The sequence below is a fragment of the Paenibacillus sp. FSL R5-0378 genome (assembly GCF_038009285.1).
Lineage (GTDB): Bacteria > Bacillota > Bacilli > Paenibacillales > Paenibacillaceae > Paenibacillus_AQ > Paenibacillus_AQ favisporus.
On the sequence record NZ_JBBPAY010000001.1, the window covers coordinates 4,044,724 to 4,061,989 of the forward strand.

Here is a 17,266-nt window from a genome sequence, read left to right on the forward strand (position 1 = left end):
TATGGTATCCCAAACTTTTACCGTCATCCACCCGCAAGGTTTTCATGCCCGCCCTTCGAAACTGTTCGTAGAGAAGGCAAATACGTTTCCTTGTAAAGTTACGCTGTTCAAAGGCGAGAAAAAAGCCAACGGCAAAAGCTCCCTCGGGCTGTTGACCCTGGGCATTGCCGCCGGCGATGAAATCCGGCTGGAAGCCGACGGTGAGCAGGAAGAGCAGGCGCTGCAGGAGCTGGGCCAAATGCTCACCAAAATTTACGAAGAATAGTCTGAAGCAGCAAAAACCATCCAAAGCCTCAGGGAGAAATCCCTGTTGGACTGGATGGTTTTTTTGTAGGGGAGCAGCCGGTCACAACTTAAGCTGCATGTTATATAAATGCGCATAGGTGCCGCCCCGTGCCAAAAGCTCTTCATGCGTTCCCTGTTCCGCAATCCCGTCATCGGTCAGCACGATGATCCGCTGTGCATTCCGGACCGTAGACAGCCGGTGGGCGATCACCAACGTCGTACGATTGTCGGACAGCCTCTCCAGCGACGACTGTACCGCCTGCTCGCTGTCGTTGTCAAGCGAACTGGTGGCCTCGTCAAAGATGATCACGGGCGGATTTTTGAGAAACACGCGTGCAATGCTGAGCCGCTGCTTCTGACCGCCGGATAACTTGATTCCGCGCTGGCCGATGTCGGTATCATAGCCGTCCGGCAGCCCCATAATGAAATCATGGGCATGAGCCTTTTTCGCCGCCTCGATAACTTCCTCGCGGGTCGCCTCCACGTTGCCGTAACGGATATTATCCATAACTGTGCCGGCAAATAAATAGATATCCTGCTGGACGATGCCAATGTTCCGCCGGAGGGAGCGCAAAGTTAATCCGCGGATATCTTTGCCATCCAATAGAATGGTTCCTCCGCTGACTTCATAAAACCGGGGGATCAAGGAGCACAGCGTCGTTTTCCCGATACCGGACGGACCGACGATGGCTACGTATTCGCCGGCTTCGATGGTAAGAGACAGGTCGGTCAGCACTTCCCGGTGATCATCTTTATACTTGAAGGAGACCTGCCGGAATTCCACCTTGCCTTCGGCATGGCCGAGTTCTGCCGCCCCTGGCGCGTCGCAGATATCCGGCTCTACCTCCAAAATCTCCATGAACCGGTCAAACCCCGTCATACCTTCCTGATACAGCCTTGCGAAATTCACCATCCGCTGAATGGGCTCGATCAGAATGCCGATGCATAAAAAGAAGGTCAGCAAGTCCGGAAGCTGCATCGACGAGTGGAGGATAGCGGCACCGCCGAAGACGATAACGGCCACGGTAATCAGCTGTGTAAAGCCGATCATTCCGCCGGAGAAAATGGCTTCGCTCTTGTACCCGTCGCTCCGGCTCCGGAGAAAGCGGGCATTGGCCCGGGCAAATTTGCGGATCTCCACGTGCTCGTTCGTAAACGATTTGACCACACGGATACCGGCGAGGGAGTCTTCCACCTGCTCGTTGATGTCCCCGATCCGGTCCCGGCTGATTCGCAGAGCCGCATTCATTTTCCGGTTATAATAAAACGCGTACGCAGCCATCACCGGCAAAAATAGAAAGACAATTAAGGTCAGCTTAGCGTCGATCGCGATCAAAATGATAAACGCACCGGTAAATTTCAAGATCGAGATGAGCAGGTCCTCCGGTCCGTGATGGTACAGCTCGGCAAGGGATAAAATATCGTTTGTCGTCCGGGTCATCAGCTGGCCGGTTTTTTGTTCGTCGTAAAAACGGAATGAAAGCTTCTGCAGATGCTCGAACAGTTCGCTTCGCATGTCGCCTTCCATCATCGCGCCCATCATGTGGCCTTTGTAATCCACGAACACCTCGCAGGCAATATGGAGAATGACCAATGCGAGCATCCCTGCACCGACCTCATAGATTTGGGACAGCGAGTCAGAATGAGCACCGTCAAGCAGCTCGGAGGTAATGTAGCGGACGCCGAGCGGAAGAACAAGCGTAATCGCCGACAAAATAAAAGCGCATGCCATATCGGCGGCAAACAGTCCCTTGTAGGGTCTATAGTAGGAAATGAATTTTTTGATTCTGGAATTCAATTGGATTCCTCCCGTAATGCAGGAGGGTTAAAGTATAGTCGCCCTCCCGTTGGTAGGTAAGACGGCGATTTTTTTCATAGAAAACACCCTTTCCATAAGAATTACTTTCATCATATCCGAACAGATTTCCATTTAGGAGTAAAATTTGCCTATATCTAAAAATTACTGCGGTGTGGGTACGTTCTAACGGCTCATGGAATTGATTCATGAAGGATGGGGCGGGTAATGAAATAAAACGCACTTTCTTATAAAAAGATGCGGGCTCCTGTGCAGGCAGTCCTCTTTGTGTTACGAAAGGAGCTGATTTATTATCCGGCATCATCTCATGGAGTTTGAGCAGCTTAAGACGGATGAACATCATTGGCATTGGGTGGTCAAGTTCCGGCACCACCGGCTTGTGGTCCATGAACCCGGCAAGGTTCTGCGGATCGCGAGCGACATCATCATTTCGCTGTGCTACATCAGCGGCAGCATGCTGTTTTTTCAGGAGTCGACGCAAACGGCGGGCGTGTGGCTGTTCATCATGGGCAGCTGCCAAATGCTTGTCCGCAGCGTGCTGCGCATTCTGGGCAAAATCGATTGGAAACAGCGCTAAGTCATTACGCAAAAAAGAGGTCTGGCTGCCATGTGAATCCAGGTCCTTGGCGATGGACCCCGATAATGATCATTCTGACGCAAGTTAAAAAGCCGCATTGCTGCGGCTTTTTCTCTGTGCAGGGAAAGCATGGGCTGTTGAACATAAGCAAATAAATATCTAAACACTTCGGACGTTCTGAATGACAATGTTGCTGTGGGGCAGCGACGGAATATCGCTGAAGCTGTAGCTTAAATCCTGCTGTGGCACGTCATAGCTCATCCGGTTGGCCAGGAAGTCGAGGCTCTCCTTCATAATTTCCAGGGTTATCCATTCACCGGCGCACCGGTGCCCTGTATCATGATCTCCTCCGCCTTGAGGAATAAACCTGAAAGGGGATCCTCTCCAATGTTGAAATCGATCCGGCATAAACTTCTCCGGCTTGTCCCACAAGTCCGGGTGGTGATTGGTGCCGTACAGGTCCAGCATGGTTAACGTCCCTTGCTCAAACCGATAGCCGTTCCAGACAAAATCCTCTGCCACCCGTGCTGCCGTCACGGGGAAGAAAGGATAGAAGCGGCGGACCTCCTGGATAAAATGTCCAAGCCGCACTTCATCCGATCCGGCCAGCTTTTCCCGCTCTTCTGGCTGCTGAATGACGGCCAGTGCGGTAAAGGCGATGTAAATGGAAACGGCGACGATCGGACGAATAATGTTCAGCATTTCCACGGCGGCGGTTTTTAAGTCGAGCAGCTGGCCATTCAGATCCCGGTGAAAAGAAATCACGGCCAGTGCCGAATGTTCCGGCGCTGTGAAACGGTTGGTGCGCACGTCCTCAATCAGGCCGCTGATCCAGGACTCCGCCTTGGTTCTGGCGTTCCGGCCTTTCATATAAGTGATTCCAATGGAAGCGGGGGATTCGAACAACGCGCCGAACCAGCTCGTCTTCTCTCGTACCTCTTCCGGTTCAAGCGGAACTCCAGCCCATTCGCAGGCAACCCGGCATAACAATTCTTTGGCTTCCTCGTAAATCTCGACTTCTTTCCGCGTTTCAAAGTTTTTCGCTGCAATCTCCCAATATTTTCGGGTCAGCCCCCGCATTCGCTGCATCGCTTCGTCGGACATGAGAGACATGAACATCGCTTTCCGGTGGCGATGGGCTTCGCCGTCCAGCGTTTGAACCCCGTTTTCACCGAACAGCGTTTTGATCACGCGTTTGGGTGCCGCACCGAACCGGATAAATTTGTCCTCGTCATAAAACAGCCTGGCGGCTTCTTCCCCGCGCATGCAAATGGCCCTTTCGCCAAGCAAACGCGTCTCGAATACATCCGATTGAAATCCGAGGGTTCGGTTCGTGATGTACAAATAGCCTTCTTTAAGAAAAGCTAAACTATGATCCAAGCCTTCTTCTGCCGGCATCGGTCTGTTTTCTTCCAACATGAGTGCAACCTCCTTTTACTAATAAACCGCATCATATATACTTACCCGAACTGTACTCGATTGATCGTACCCGGCATGGACATGAGAAGGATTTGGGTCAACAGGGGTACGAATCGAAGTATTCCCATTCTCCCCGAAGGATAAAAGGCAGCCGCAAACTAAGATGCTTTGGAGGAAGCGGTCAAGGACCCCCGAATGTTTCGGAGTCCTGGGTCGTTCTGAGGGAGTTTTTGGAGGAGGATATGAAGAGAACTTTGTCGAATTAAACCTAACAAGTAAAAGTAAATAACTTCCAAGAAGGCAGGAGTTCTTCTCGGGTTAGTAATTGGATGGTAGAGATAAGGGGGCAGGGGATGATATGGCTGGAAGGAAACTGATTATGGGTATCGACGGAGGGGGCTCCAATACCAGAGTAATCATCGCAAGTCCGGAAGGAAACATCGCTGCGTACATCGAGGATCAGAAAGCGGCATCGCAGCATCGGGATAACCAGGCTACGGATAATGTCAAGACGGCGATCCGCAAAGCTCTTTCCGTTGCGGGGTGTTCTCCCGGGGAAATTTGCGGCTTGGCCGCAGGCATCGCCGGTTACGACCGGGATCAGGATTTTGAATGGGTGAAGGAACTGACTCATTTACCGGAAATGACATGCCCCAAGTGGCACGTAAACGATGCGGTCGCCGCCCATTATGGTGCGTTGATGGCAAAGCCAGGCATCGTGGTGATTTCCGGTACAGGCTCAATTATTTTCGGTATCAATGAAGAAGGGCAATACTTACGTAATTACGACTATCATCACTATGCCGCAAGCGCAGCCAGGTTTCTGGCCTATGACGCCGTTTATGAAGCAATTGCCGGACATACGGACGATACTGACGGGCGTCTGGTACATGATATGCTCTCGCATTGGAATGCAGCCGACCTTGGGGAACTTGCACTCCTGGGCAGGAATGGTTTCCATGATGACCGCCGCGAAAGGGACCGGGTATTTGGAGCCTTTGCTCCTTATGTTACGGAGGCGGCAGCGGCAGGCAGTTCATTAGCCCAAGCGGTTTGCGACCGGTCCATTCACCAGATCGTGGTCGGCATCCGCTTGCTCGGACGGCATTTTCAGGCCGAAACGCTGCGGGTTGCGTGCATCGGGAGCGTGGCGAACAGCACTTATTTTCAAGGAAAACTTAAGCGTATCTCCACAGATGATCCGGGAAGGCCATTCGGTTTGATGGAGCCGCATTTTCCTCCCGTTGTAGGCTCGTTCTTGTATGCCATGGAGAAGCTGGGACTTCCGGTTACGGACAGCGTCCTCAGCAGGCTTGAGGACACAATGAGCGTAAAAAATAGGGCCATCGTAGAATCATAATGCTCGTTCCCTATCGAGTTTACAATTTCTGGCGTATGAATGAGGAAATTTGAAAAAACTGGCGAAAGTATCCCGTGTATTGGCTTTCATGGCGGATATTCATTCACTTCCGCGTGTAATCGCTATTGAAAGCCAGGGAGGAATTCGTTATTAGTATTAATAGCAGCCTATTTAGGTGAGTGCTAATAATCAGAAACGGGAGGGGGTTATATTTATATGACCATTCTGTTCGATGATGCGGCACTTGATCCCGCCGAGGGGCAAAAGGTCATAGTGGACGGGCTTTAGCGAATAGGGGCTGAAGACCAGACAACTCCAAAACAGAAGTCGTTGATGAATGAATTTTTTACGCTCATGGTGCCATGATCGAGAAAAGGTTCGCCATGCGCCGGCTTCTTTTTTTATGACCGAAAACCGAACTGGAGGGTGATCAACCGATGAAAGCGTTGCTGTTGGCCGGGGGACTGGGCACACGCCTGCGGCCGTTAACTGAACAAATGCCGAAACCGATGGCGCCAGTAGGAAATCGTCCCTGGATCGAACACTTGGTAAGGCAGCTTAGAGATCAAGGGGTGAGGGAATTTGTCCTGGCGCTCAAGCATTACCCGGACCTGATTCGAAACCATTTGGGAGACGGCAAAAAATGGGGGGTCTCCATCGAGTATGTTATAGAGAGCGAGACGCTGGGTACTGCCGGCGCCATTAAAAACGCGGAATCGCTCCTTGGCGACTGCTTCCTGGTGTTTAACGCCGATATCGTACAGCATATGAATATTAAACCGCTCATTCAATATCATCAGGAACGGCAGGCGACCGTTACCATCGGGCTGACCGAGGTAGAGGATCCCAGTTCTTTTGGCGTTGTAGACATCTCGGAAACAGGCCGCATAGCCCGGTTTGTGGAAAAACCGAAATCGGGGGAAGCACCTTCGAAACTGATCAATGCCGGAATCTATGTCATGAACAAAGAAGCCTTGAGCTACATACCGGCAGGTCGCGAGGTATCGATCGAAAGGGAAACCTTCCCTCTACTCATTGAAGCAGGGGAAGGCGTGTATGGCTTCACGATGACCGGATATTGGCTCGATATGGGCACCCGGGAACGTTATCGGCAGGTGCATTGGGACCTTCTGGATCGCAAATTGAAGCTGCCTCTGCCGGGTAAAGAGAAGACTTCGGGAATCTGGACAGGAAACAGCTGCCGGATCGGCGACGGTGCCCTTTTGATCCCGCCAGTCGTGATCGGAAACCGCGTGCAAATCGGCGATAAAGCCATCATCGGACCGTATACGGTCATCGGGGACGACTGCCGGATTGCCAATAACACCCGGTTATCGGAGACGATTCTGTGGGACGGCTGTCACGTAAGGGAAGGAGCACAGCTGTACCAATGCGTATTCGGATTCGGCTCGGAAATCGGATCCCGGCATATCCTTTACGAAGCTTTTGCACACCGCATCAAAGAGGAGGAGGAGATTACCGTATGAATCGGATCGCTTATATAGGCACTTATGTGCCTCAAAAATGCGGGATTGCCACCTATACGCATCACTTGCGGCAAAGCGTGAACGGAGCCAGAGGCTGGAAGGGCCAAGACGAGGTTTACGCCGTCAAGCCGGCGTTCAGTTTGCTGGGAGACACAGATCCGATGATCCATGAAGTCGAGAAGGAGGACCGCAAAGCATACCGAAAGCTTGCCGAGCGGTTGAACCGGAGCGACGTCTCCGTCGTTTCGCTTCAGCACGAATTCGGAATTTTCGGCGGGGAAGCCGGCGAGTATGTGCTTGATTTGGTCGATCATCTCGATAAGCCGCTGGCCGTTACCTTTCATACCGTATTTGAACATCCGGAAGAGCCGTATTTAAGCATTCAGAAACGGATTGCCCAGCGGAGCGATCTGATATTGGTTATGAACCGGCTGGCTGCCGGCTATCTCCACCGATCGATGGGTGTGCCGATGGATAAAATCCGCTGCGTGCCTCATGGAACACCGGAGCCTGCAGCCGGTTTACGCGAACGGACGCGGCAATCCATGGGCTGGGACGGACGTAAGGTCATGATGTCCTTTGGCCTTCTTAGCCGGGGGAAAGGTTTTGAGTTGATCCTTCGTGCTCTTCCGGGTGTCGTTCGAAAAGTTCCGAACGCCTTGTATGCCATCGTGGGGCAGACGCATCCTGAAGTGCGCAAATGGGAAGGCGAGGCATATCGGCAGGAGCTCGAATTACTTGCCCGTGAGCTGGGAATGGATGGCCATGTCGTCATGATCGACAGGTTCGTGGAAGAGAACGAACTGGCCGGGCTGTTATCGGCCGCCGACCTGTACGTTACGCCTTATCCGGGCATGCAGCAAATTACGAGCGGAACACTCGCTTATGCGGTCGGTTTAGGCCGGCCGGTTCTGACGACGCCGTATGCCTATGCCAAGGACTTGCTGGGGGATTATCCGGAGCTGCTGATTCCTTTTGATGATACGCAGGGATGGTCGGAGCAAATGGGAGCTATTCTTTCCGAAGAGGAAACGGCGAAAAGATGGGAACGGGAAATGGGGCGGATTGGAGCGGACATGCATTGGTCCAAGGTCGGTCAGCTCCATCTGGAGCTGTTCAACGGATTGGCCGCTTCCGTTCCGGAAATCATGAAAGCGAACTGAGGGAGGGGGACCCTTGAACAGTTACCGCATCTGTCCTAGACATTTGGAAAGGATGACTGATGATACAGGTTTGCTCGAGCATGCCTTAGGTTCGGTTCCCCGGAGACAGGAAGGATATACAACAGACGACAATGCCCGTGCCCTTTGGGCTTGTTCGGTTATTCAGCGCATGGAGCCGGATGCCAGCGAACGCTGGCTGAAGCTGGCAGACATCTACCTGGCATTTCTGCTGTGGCTTCAAAAAGAGGATGGAACGTTCCATAACAATGTTGCTTATGACCGTTCTCCAGAAGCGGAAACGGCATCGGATGACTGCCACGGCCGCGCCGTATGGGCTGCGGTGAATGCATGGGCAGAGCTGCCGGATGAGGGAAGCAGGTGGGCAGCCGAAACGATCCTGCTCCGGTCGGCCGCTGCCGCGCAGCAGTTGCAGTTCCCACGGGGATGGGCGTATACGCTTGCAGCCTACTCCCGGCTCTGGACAGTGGAGGAATGCTATCCGCTCCAAATGACAAGGCCGGAGCTGCTCGAGAAGCTTCAGGCATGGACGCTGATCGAGCGTTTAGAGGGAAATTTGATGGACCTGTACTCGACGTCGGCTGAGCCGGGCTGGCACTGGTTCGAGCCGCAGATGACCTACGGAAACGGCGTTCTTCCATGGGCACTCTATTCCTCTTATCAAGCCACGGGCCGCGATACCGTCCGGCGGGTGGCCAAGGAATCCCTGGATTTTCTGGCCGAACAAATGACGGCAAAGGAAGGCTGGATCCGGCCCATCGGCAACCGGGGCTGGGCCGACCGCGGCCACCGCAGCCGGTGGGATCAGCAGCCGCTCGAAGTAATGAAGCTGGCTTTGGCCGCCAGGGAGGCATATCGTGTGGAAGGCAGTCAGGAATATAAGGAGCTAATCCGGCGCTGCCGGGAGTGGTTCCACGGTGAAAATGACTGTCACCGGCCGCTCGCCGATCCTTCAGACGGCAGCTGCTGCGACGGACTGACGCCGAACGGGCCGAACCGGAACAAGGGGGCGGAATCCACGATTTCTTTTTTGCTGACAGAGTATATGTTTGCCGAGTTGCATTGTGGCCGAGACGAATTAGAAAAGCGTGCCGAGATGCTGAACATTTAAATCTATGGACATTTGAAAACAAATCCATAGTCTTCTCCATATGGAATGGAATTCCATGTTTGCGATCAAGCAATCATGCCGAAGTGAAGCAGGGATATGCGAATGTTTCATATGAAGCGTCAGCTGTGATAGGTCACGGCTGGCGCTTTTTTGCGGTTGGGATGACTGTTTTCGTATTCCGCTTGTTCGCAGAGGGCGTAACTTTTTTAAAGTTCTCGAAAGAAAAATATTGAAATCCAGGAAAAGGTCCATTACAATAAAAACAGCTCAACTACCATACTAGTTATACTAGTATTCCAATTTACTTCTGAACTGCCTCACCATTTTTATTCCGGTCTATTGTTTTTCTAGGTTCAAAAAAGCTTTGGAGAACAGATGTATTGAATTTTTTGAAGGTTAGTTGTAAGCGCTTTAAGAAAGGGGAGGTCTTTTTCAAAGTTCGACGACCGCACTTGAGCCACACGAATTGTAAGCGGTTTATCCGTTTGCCCGGACCGGGATGAATGTTCATATGTGAAATGGTTGCGCGAGACATCAGACGGATTGGTACGAGAAGTGCAAAAATAACAGCGACATGTTCTGCGCGGATTGGAGTGATCTGAAGAATGGAAACGAAGGCCGCAAGCCCCGTCTTGCCCCAGGAGAGAGCCGTCAAAAAACAGAAGCAACGTTCTGTAGGAAGGCTTTTTCGCAAAGACTGGCAGTTGTATTCGCTCTTGGTATTACCGGTCATTTACCTGCTCATTTTCAAATACGGGCCGATGATCGGCAACGTCATCGCTTTCCGTCGTTTTGTTCCCGGCGGGAGCATTTATGGAGAGAAATGGGTAGGGTTTCACTACTTCCAGATGTTTATCCAGGATCCGAACTTCTGGAAGGTATTTACGAACACGCTGATTCTCGGCGCTTTGACCCTGCTGTTCACGTTCCCGATTCCGATTATCTTTGCGTTACTGCTTAATGAAGTAAAGAACAAGAAATTCAAGAAATTCGTTCAAACCGCCTCTTACATGCCGCACTTTTTGTCGATCGTCATCGTGGCCGGCATGATTCTGCAGATGACTTCGGCGAGCGGGTCGATCAATGCGCTCATCCGTTTCTTCGGAGGAGACGGTATTAATTTCATGCAGCGAGCCGAGTGGTTCCGGGCGATTTACGTGACCTCCGAGGTATGGCAGGGTATGGGCTGGGGAGCGATTCTGTATCTGGCCGCACTGACGACGATTGACGAGTCCCTGTACGAAGCTGCGAAAATTGACGGAGCCAACCGGTGGAAGCAGACGCTGCACGTGACGATCCCAGGGATCCTGCCGACCATCGTCACTCTGCTGATCCTGAACATGGGCAGCTTCCTGGCGATCGGTTTTGAAAAGATACTGCTCCTCTACAATCCGGTCATCTACGAAACGTCCGACGTCATTTCTACATATTTGTACCGGGTCGGTCTGCAGTCCAGCAGCTTCAGCTACGCCACGGCCATCGGATTGTTCGAATCGATCATCGGGCTCATTCTGGTGTTCTCAGTCAATGCGATTTCCAGAAAAGTAACGGAAAGAAGCCTATGGTAAGGAGGTGCCTCAAGTGAAAGATTCCGTTTCTTATAAAGTGTTCAAAGTCGTCAATACGATCATTTTGCTGCTGGTTGTCTTCATTACGGTATTTCCTTTCATTAACGTACTTGCCCAGTCCTTCAGCAGCGAGGCTTATATCAATGCGGGGAAGGTCAACCTGATTCCGAGAGGCTTCAATATCGACACGTACCGAACGGTGGCCAAGGACGCGATGTTCTGGACGAACTACAAAAACACCGTCGTGTATACGGTGGTCGGAACGGCCATTTCGATGTTCATGACGACGATCTTTGCTTACGCCTTGTCCAAGAAAAGGCTGATGGGACGCAAATTTTTGACGATGTTCGCGGTGTTCACCATGTTCTTCAACGGCGGGCTGATCCCGAACTATGTGCTCATTAACAGCCTTGGCTTTGCCAATTCGATCTGGGCGATCGTCGTTCCGGGTGCCATCAGCATCTACAACATGCTGATCATGAAATCATTTTTCGAGAACATGCCGGAGGAGCTGGAAGAAGCGGCTTCGATCGACGGTTTGAATACGTACGGGATTCTGTTCCGCATTATTCTTCCGCTCAGTAAGGCGATCATGGCCACGATGATGCTGTTCTATGCGGTGGGACATTGGAACTCATGGTTTTCCGCTTTCCTGTACATGGACCAGAAGGAACTGTTCCCGGTCACCGTATACTTGCGGAACCTCATTGCCGGGGCAACAGGTGGCGCTTCTGCGGGAGCGACGTCAGCGGATAACCTGACCCAAATCTCTGCGAACATTAAATCGGTTACGATGGTTCTGACGATTCTGCCAATTCTGCTGATTTACCCTTTTGTCCAGAAGTACTTTGTATCGGGTGTTATGCTGGGTTCCGTGAAAGGATAAATCCGGTCCGGATCGCCGCATTCATTTCATAGCTTTACATTTCTTTGCAGTTCCGACATTCATTCATGGGGGGAGTAAACAAATGTTCAAGCGTTCTCGTAAAAAATGGGGAATGACGCTGATGGCCGCAGTCATGAGCCTGTCCGTGGCTGCCTGCAGCAACAATCTTGGCAGCAGCGGCGGAGGCGGAGAAGCCAAGGACCAAAACAAAGGCGCGATGGAAAATTACGGTGTTAACGTTTCTTTCAAGGCAACCGAGCCGTTTAACCTGCCGATTCTTTTCAGCGACCAGCCGGCCTACCCTTACAAGAAGGACTGGATGCTGTTCCAGGAAATCACGAAAAGAACGGGCGTCACGCTTCAACCAACCATCGTTCCGATGAGCGATTACAGCCAGAAGCGCTCGCTGCTGATCAGCTCGGGAGACGCTCCGCTGGTCATTCCGAAAACGTATCCCGGGGAAGAGGCTTCCTTTGTGTCATCCGGTGCGATTCTGCCGGTAAGCGATTACATTGATATGATGCCGAATTTTAAGGATAAAGTCGAAAAGTGGGGCATGGAAAAGGAGCTGGACGGACTCCGGCAGGAGGACGGTAAATACTATGTGCTCCCTGGCATGCATGAAGAGGTATGGCCGGATTATACGCTACTTGTGCGGACCGACATTTTTGAGAAGAACAACATTCCGATTCCTGCGACCTGGGATGAGCTGTATACCGCTCTCAAGAAACTGAAGGAAATTTATCCGGACTCGATTCCGTTCTCCGACCGGTTCCAGTTCAACAGTACGCTGAACATCGCGGCGACCGGATTCGGAACAAAGGCTGGCTGGGGCTTCGGCAACGGACTTACTTACAAAGCGGACAAGGACGAGTTCGTGTACACGTCCACGACGCCGGAATACAAAAATATGCTGACGTACTTTAACAAGCTTGTATCCGAAGGCCTGCTGGACAAAGAAAGCTTTACGCAAACGGACGATCAGGCGACCCAGAAGTTCGTATCCGGTAAATCGTTTGTGATCAACGGCAACTCCCAGACCGTCGTGCTGCATCGCACGGACATGAATAAATCGCTCGGAGAGGGCAAATTCTCCATCGCCAAAATTACGGTGCCAGGAGGACCTGCAGGTCAGCTGATGTCTGGCTCCCGTCTGGAGAATGGCGTGATGATTCTGGCCAAAGCCAAGGAAAACCCAAACTTTAAGGCGATTCTTCAGTTCATTGACTGGCTCTACTACAGTGACGAAGGCGAAGAGTTTGCCAAGTGGGGTGTTGAAGGGGTAACGTATACCAAAGAGAACGGCGTCCGGAAGCTGGTCGACGATATCAACTATAACGGACTGAACCCGAAAGGAACGAAGGACCTGCGTATCGATTATGGCTTCTCTGGAGGGGTGTTCGCCTACGGCGGTACAACAGAGCTGCTGCAATCGATGTTCAGCGACGAAGAGAAAAAGTTCCAGGAAGATATGAAAAAGACGAAAACCGTCGTACCGGCCGAGCCGCCGATCCCGTATTCCGTGGAAGACCGTGAGCAGGCGACCCTGCTGAGCACGCCGCTGAAAGACTACTCGGATCAAAACACGCTCAAATTTATCCTCGGCGAGCGACCGTTGTCCCAGTTCGACGCATTCGTGAACGAGCTCAAGGGACAAGGTCTGGATAATTATGTTAAGCTTGCCAACAAGACGTATAAAGCTTATAAAGAGAAGAAGTAGGTCGGTAAGTCGTCATAAACACGAACTTATCTGAAGTTACACGAATCGGGTTGCCGTTTCGCCAGCGAAATGGCAGCCTGTTTTCAACTCACCGGGCGTTATGCCGTAATAGCATAACATCCACCACGAACATCCATGCTTTTCATAGTCCGAAGGAGTGAATGGTTTGCGTGTTACTGCTCAGGAGGTTGTAACGTATTTAACGGAACCCGCCGGGGATTTGGAATCCCGGATCGACCGGATCATCGCCGGAACTCCCGAAGCGGAAGTCCGCGGAATCGGGGTCGCTTTCATCGCTTCCCATGATGTTGTCCTTGAGGCCATCCGGCTTGGGGTGAACCTGCTGGTTACGCACGAAGGGGCTTTTTACAGTCATCATGAAGAGCAGGGCTTCGCTCCGGAAGATCCCGTTCATGCGGCAAAACGGAAGCTGATCGAATCGGATGATATGATCATTTACCGGTTTCACGATCATCCGCACAGTTATCGGCCGGATATCATCACGGCGGGACTGATCGAAGCATTGGGATGGGAGGATGATGAGCACCGGGATCTCGGAACGGCTTCCGTTGTGCGGCTGCCGCAGAGCCGTAGGTTATCCGACATCGCCGAGCATGTAAAACAGAAGCTGAATCTGCCCTACCTGCGTGCCGTCGGCGATCCCGAGACGGTCTGCGGGCTAATCGGAGTTGCTGTCGGGTACAGGGGAGGTGGACAGCACGCGATCCCGTTATTCGAGCAAGAACGTCTGGATTTGATGATCATCGGTGAAGGGCCGGAATGGGAAACGCACGAATATGTTAGGGATGCATCGGCGCAGGGACGAGCCAAAGCGCTGCTGATGCTGGGTCATGCAGCCAGCGAGGAACCGGGGATGAAGCTGATCAGCGAACGGCTTGCCGGCAGATTTCCCGGACTTCCGGTCCACTTTATTCCAACCGGTTCGATGATTGAAATCCTGTAAGTGCCCGCAGTGTTGTCCGACTTAATTATTTTAAAAAAAAGAATGTTTGGCAGTCATTTCAACCTTCGCGTGTTGTGAAATGAAAGCAAGGAGAAAGAGGTAACCGTAATGTCGACAGAGCAGAAAATCAAGGGTTCCACCAGGGCTTATTCTTATAACCTGCTGAGGGAAAGAATTCTTCATTTGGAGCTCGAGCCCGGCACCAAAATTTCGGAGAAGGAAATCGCGGACGAGCTGAACGTCAGCAGAACGCCCGTCAGGGAAGCGTTTATGAAGCTGGCGGAAGAAGAACTGTTGGACATCATCCCGCAAAGCGGCACCATTGTGTCCCGCATTAACCTGAAGCATGTGGAGGAAGGCCGGTTTATCCGCGAGAAGCTGGAAAAAGAAATCGTGGCGCTTGCCTGCGACCAATTGGATAAAGACGCCCGGTTCAAGATTGAAGCGAACATTGCCATGCAGGATGTTTGTGCCGGGCAGAACAATTTCTACAGGCTGTTTGAGCTGGATGAAGAGTACCATCAGATCCTGTTTGATGCCACCGGCAAACAGCGGACGTGGAAAATGCTGCAGCAGCTGAACATTCATTTTAACAGGCTGCGGCTGCTCCGGCTCTCCAAAGACTCCAACTGGGAAAATATTATTCGTCAACATAAGGAAATCTACCAGCTGATCATTCAGCAGGATAAAGAACATGCGATGAAGGTGATGGAGCAGCATCTCCGCCTTGTTGTCGTGGAGCAGGACTTTTTAAAAGAGAAATATCCGCATTATTTTATATAAAGATCATCGGGAGGGACGAGAAGCTCATGGCGCAAGAGGTAAGGCTTCCATACTCGTCAGCGGATCAGGGCTGGCTCAGCTATACGAATAATGAATCACTCGCCGGGATGAAAGAACTGACCCAAATCGCGGTATATGGCAATTCGGATGTGATCGATTCCGCGCTCGCCGAACTCACGCACGGCATTCTTGAAATGACAGGCACCCTTCCTGCCATCGTGTCAGACCCGGAGCGGCAGGCGTCGAACCTGATCCGGCTTGCTTTACTCGAGGAGATCGGTGTACCGGAAGAATGGATGAATGCAGCACGAATCAAGGATCTGGGGGAAGAAGGGTATGCCATCCGGCGTCATTCCGAGAACGGCGGCGGTTCGCTGTATGTGATGGCGAATACGGACACGGGCCTCTTGTACGGCACATTTCATCTGCTGCGGATTCTGCGGACCGGACAGGAACTGGAGCGATTGGATGTGACGGACAGACCGCGGAACCCGCTGCGCATGATGAACCATTGGGACAATATGGACGGTTCCATTGAGCGGGGGTATGCCGGCAGATCGATCTTTTTTCAAAATAACCGGCTTGTTGAGGATGACGCCCGTATCCAGGACTATGCCAGGCTGATGGCATCCATCGGCATCAACGGCATCGCGATAAACAACGTCAATGTCCACCGGACAGAAACGCTGCTGATTACACGGCAGTTTCTGCCGGACGTGGCGAATGTGGCCGGGATCTTCCGCCGTTACGGCATCCGATTGTTTCTCAGCGTCAACTATGCAAGCCCGATGGAGCTTGGCGGACTGGACACGGCCGATCCGCTGGATTCCCGGGTGGGCGATTGGTGGAAGGAAAAGGCAAAAGAAATATACGAATATATTCCCGATTTCGGCGGATTTGTCGTAAAAGCGGATTCGGAGCATCGTCCGGGCCCGTTTACATATGACCGTACGCATGCGGACGGTTCGAACATGCTGGCGGAAGCGCTGGAGCCGTTCGGCGGGCTCGTCATTTGGAGATGCTTCGTGTACAACTGCCTTCAGGATTGGAGAGACCGGTCAACGGACCGGGCACGCGCAGCTTACGACCATTTTAAGCCGCTCGATGGGCAGTTCAAACCTAACGTCATTCTCCAAATCAAAAACGGTCCGATGGACTTTCAGGTCCGTGAAGCGGTATCCCCGCTCCTTGGAGCCATGCCGGGCACGAATCAGATGCTGGAGTTTCAAATCACGCAGGAGTATACGGGACAGCAGAAGCATCTGTGCTATCTTGTTCCCCAGTGGAAAGAGATATTGGATTTTGATACGTTCGCCCAAGGCCAGGGCACCGAGGTCAAGAAAGTGGTCTCCGGGGGGATCTATCCTTATCGAGCCTGCGGGATCGCCGCCGTCATCAACGTGGGAGACGACCACAATTGGACCGGGCATACGCTGGCGCAGGCCAACCTTTACGGGTACGGCCGCCTTGCCTGGAATCCGGATCTGACTGAAGAGGATATCACGGGGGAATGGATTCGCCTTACATTCGGCGGCGATTCTTTGGTTTCCGCAGAAATTGAACCTATGCTTGCAGATTCCTGGCATGTTTACGAGAGCTACACTTCACCGCTTGGCGTCGGCTGGATGGTCACCCCGGGGCATCACTACGGACCGAATGTCGACGGTTATGAGTATTCGGTGTGGGGGACGTATCATTTTGCCGATTGTCACGGCATCGGCGTAAACCGGACGGTCAAGGACGGAACCGGCTTTGTCTCCCAATATTTCCCCGAAAATGCACAGCGGTATGAATCGCTGGAATCGTGCCCGGATGAGCTGCTGCTGTTCTTCCATCACGTTCCGTACAGCCATGTGCTTCATTCCGGCAAGACGGTAATCCAGCATATTTATGACACCCATTTCGACGGTGTGGAGGGTGTGGAGCAGCTGATCGGGCGTTGGAGCAAGCTGGAAGGTCATATCGATGAATGGCGCTACCGGAATGTCTGGGAGCGGCTGCATATTCAATTGGAGCATGCCAAAGAATGGCGGGATGTCATCAATACGTATTTTTACCGGAAATCCGGTATTCCGGATGCAGCCGGCCGAACCATCTATTAGTCATTCA

At 52.2% G+C, this 17,266-nt stretch carries 15 protein-coding genes; 12 read left to right on the forward strand and 3 right to left on the reverse strand.

From position 1 onward, the window contains the following. Position 1 precedes the first annotated feature (1 nt). The gene (locus MKY74_RS18850) at positions 2-265 is read left to right on the forward strand and encodes an HPr family phosphocarrier protein (protein ID WP_076166519.1); all 264 of its coding nucleotides are present in this window, start codon (positions 2-4) and stop codon (positions 263-265) included. Between the two features lie 81 nt (positions 266-346). Here the strand turns inward: MKY74_RS18850 and MKY74_RS18855 are convergent, their stop codons facing one another. Continuing rightward, positions 347-2,083: an ABC transporter ATP-binding protein gene (locus tag MKY74_RS18855; RefSeq protein WP_076166516.1), complete on the reverse strand. Its 1,737-nt coding sequence runs from the start codon at positions 2,081-2,083 to the stop codon at positions 347-349. Positions 2,084-2,408: 325 nt separating this feature from the next. Between MKY74_RS18855 and MKY74_RS18860 the strand changes: the two genes are divergently transcribed. Then, on the forward strand, positions 2,409-2,678 hold the full coding sequence (locus MKY74_RS18860) for a YrhK family protein (RefSeq protein WP_076166513.1): 270 nt from the start codon (positions 2,409-2,411) through the stop codon (positions 2,676-2,678). A 159-nt stretch (positions 2,679-2,837) separates the two neighbouring features. On the opposite strand, the gene MKY74_RS18865 is transcribed toward MKY74_RS18860, so the two are convergent. Next, positions 2,838-4,094 (reverse strand): cytochrome P450, encoded by a 1,257-nt coding sequence (locus tag MKY74_RS18865; protein WP_432206601.1) that lies wholly within the window; start codon positions 4,092-4,094, stop codon positions 2,838-2,840. 361 nt (positions 4,095-4,455) lie between these two features. Here MKY74_RS18865 and MKY74_RS18870 point away from each other — a divergent pair, with 361 nt between their 5' ends. From MKY74_RS18870 to MKY74_RS18885, 4 genes are all read left to right on the forward strand, one after another. After that, positions 4,456-5,457: a BadF/BadG/BcrA/BcrD ATPase family protein gene (locus MKY74_RS18870; RefSeq protein ID WP_076166509.1), complete on the forward strand. Its 1,002-nt coding sequence runs from the start codon at positions 4,456-4,458 to the stop codon at positions 5,455-5,457. A gap of 437 nt (positions 5,458-5,894) precedes the next feature. Next, a complete protein-coding gene (locus tag MKY74_RS18875) occupies positions 5,895-6,944 on the forward strand; it encodes a nucleotidyltransferase family protein (RefSeq protein WP_076166506.1) in 1,050 nt (349 codons plus the stop codon). After that, entirely contained in the window at positions 6,941-8,107 is a 1,167-nt protein-coding gene (locus MKY74_RS18880) for a glycosyltransferase family 4 protein (protein WP_076166502.1), read from the forward strand. The genes MKY74_RS18875 and MKY74_RS18880 overlap by 4 nt, the downstream gene beginning before the upstream one ends. A 13-nt stretch (positions 8,108-8,120) precedes the next feature. Next, a complete protein-coding gene (locus MKY74_RS18885) occupies positions 8,121-9,236 on the forward strand; it encodes a glycosyl transferase (protein WP_244169164.1) in 1,116 nt (371 codons plus the stop codon). Positions 9,237-9,537: 301 nt separating this feature from the next. Here the strand turns inward: MKY74_RS18885 and MKY74_RS18890 are convergent, their stop codons facing one another. Continuing rightward, a complete protein-coding gene (locus MKY74_RS18890) occupies positions 9,538-9,969 on the reverse strand; it encodes a hypothetical protein (protein ID WP_244169249.1) in 432 nt (143 codons plus the stop codon). Between MKY74_RS18890 and MKY74_RS18895 the strand changes: the two genes are divergently transcribed. From MKY74_RS18895 to MKY74_RS18920, 6 genes are all read left to right on the forward strand, one after another. Then, positions 9,869-10,804 carry an ABC transporter permease gene (locus MKY74_RS18895; RefSeq protein WP_244169228.1) on the forward strand — a complete coding sequence of 312 codons (936 nt, stop codon included), beginning with the start codon at positions 9,869-9,871 and terminating at the stop codon, positions 10,802-10,804. The two genes, MKY74_RS18890 and MKY74_RS18895, sit on opposite strands and share 101 nt — an antisense overlap. A 13-nt stretch (positions 10,805-10,817) precedes the next feature. Further along, on the forward strand, positions 10,818-11,690 hold the full coding sequence (locus tag MKY74_RS18900; protein ID WP_076166494.1) for a carbohydrate ABC transporter permease: 873 nt from the start codon (positions 10,818-10,820) through the stop codon (positions 11,688-11,690). A gap of 82 nt (positions 11,691-11,772) precedes the next feature. Next, positions 11,773-13,410, forward strand: coding sequence for an ABC transporter substrate-binding protein (locus tag MKY74_RS18905; RefSeq protein ID WP_076166491.1), 1,638 nt, complete (start codon positions 11,773-11,775; stop codon positions 13,408-13,410). A 157-nt stretch (positions 13,411-13,567) separates the two neighbouring features. Next, on the forward strand, positions 13,568-14,374 hold the full coding sequence (locus tag MKY74_RS18910) for a Nif3-like dinuclear metal center hexameric protein (protein ID WP_341012684.1): 807 nt from the start codon (positions 13,568-13,570) through the stop codon (positions 14,372-14,374). Between the two features lie 108 nt (positions 14,375-14,482). Then, entirely contained in the window at positions 14,483-15,157 is a 675-nt protein-coding gene (locus MKY74_RS18915; RefSeq protein WP_076166482.1) for a GntR family transcriptional regulator, read from the forward strand. A 26-nt stretch (positions 15,158-15,183) separates the two neighbouring features. Next, the gene (locus MKY74_RS18920) at positions 15,184-17,259 is read left to right on the forward strand and encodes an alpha-glucuronidase family glycosyl hydrolase (RefSeq protein ID WP_076166477.1); all 2,076 of its coding nucleotides are present in this window, start codon (positions 15,184-15,186) and stop codon (positions 17,257-17,259) included. Positions 17,260-17,266 lie beyond the last annotated feature (7 nt).

Bases quoted from the DNA above. Each gene is read 5' to 3' on its own strand.
- MKY74_RS18850 (WP_076166519.1), top strand. From the start codon at position 2: ATGGTATCCCAAACTTTTACCGTCATCCACCCGCAAGGTTTTCATGCC.
- MKY74_RS18860 (WP_076166513.1), top strand. From the start codon at position 2,409: ATGGAGTTTGAGCAGCTTAAGACGGATGAACATCATTGGCATTGGGTG.
- MKY74_RS18870 (WP_076166509.1), top strand. From the start codon at position 4,456: ATGGCTGGAAGGAAACTGATTATGGGTATCGACGGAGGGGGCTCCAAT.
- MKY74_RS18875 (WP_076166506.1), top strand. From the start codon at position 5,895: ATGAAAGCGTTGCTGTTGGCCGGGGGACTGGGCACACGCCTGCGGCCG.
- MKY74_RS18880 (WP_076166502.1), top strand. From the start codon at position 6,941: ATGAATCGGATCGCTTATATAGGCACTTATGTGCCTCAAAAATGCGGG.
- MKY74_RS18890 (WP_244169249.1), bottom strand. From the start codon at position 9,969: ATGACCGGTAATACCAAGAGCGAATACAACTGCCAGTCTTTGCGAAAA.
- MKY74_RS18905 (WP_076166491.1), top strand. From the start codon at position 11,773: ATGTTCAAGCGTTCTCGTAAAAAATGGGGAATGACGCTGATGGCCGCA.
- MKY74_RS18915 (WP_076166482.1), top strand. From the start codon at position 14,483: ATGTCGACAGAGCAGAAAATCAAGGGTTCCACCAGGGCTTATTCTTAT.
- MKY74_RS18920 (WP_076166477.1), top strand. From the start codon at position 15,184: ATGGCGCAAGAGGTAAGGCTTCCATACTCGTCAGCGGATCAGGGCTGG.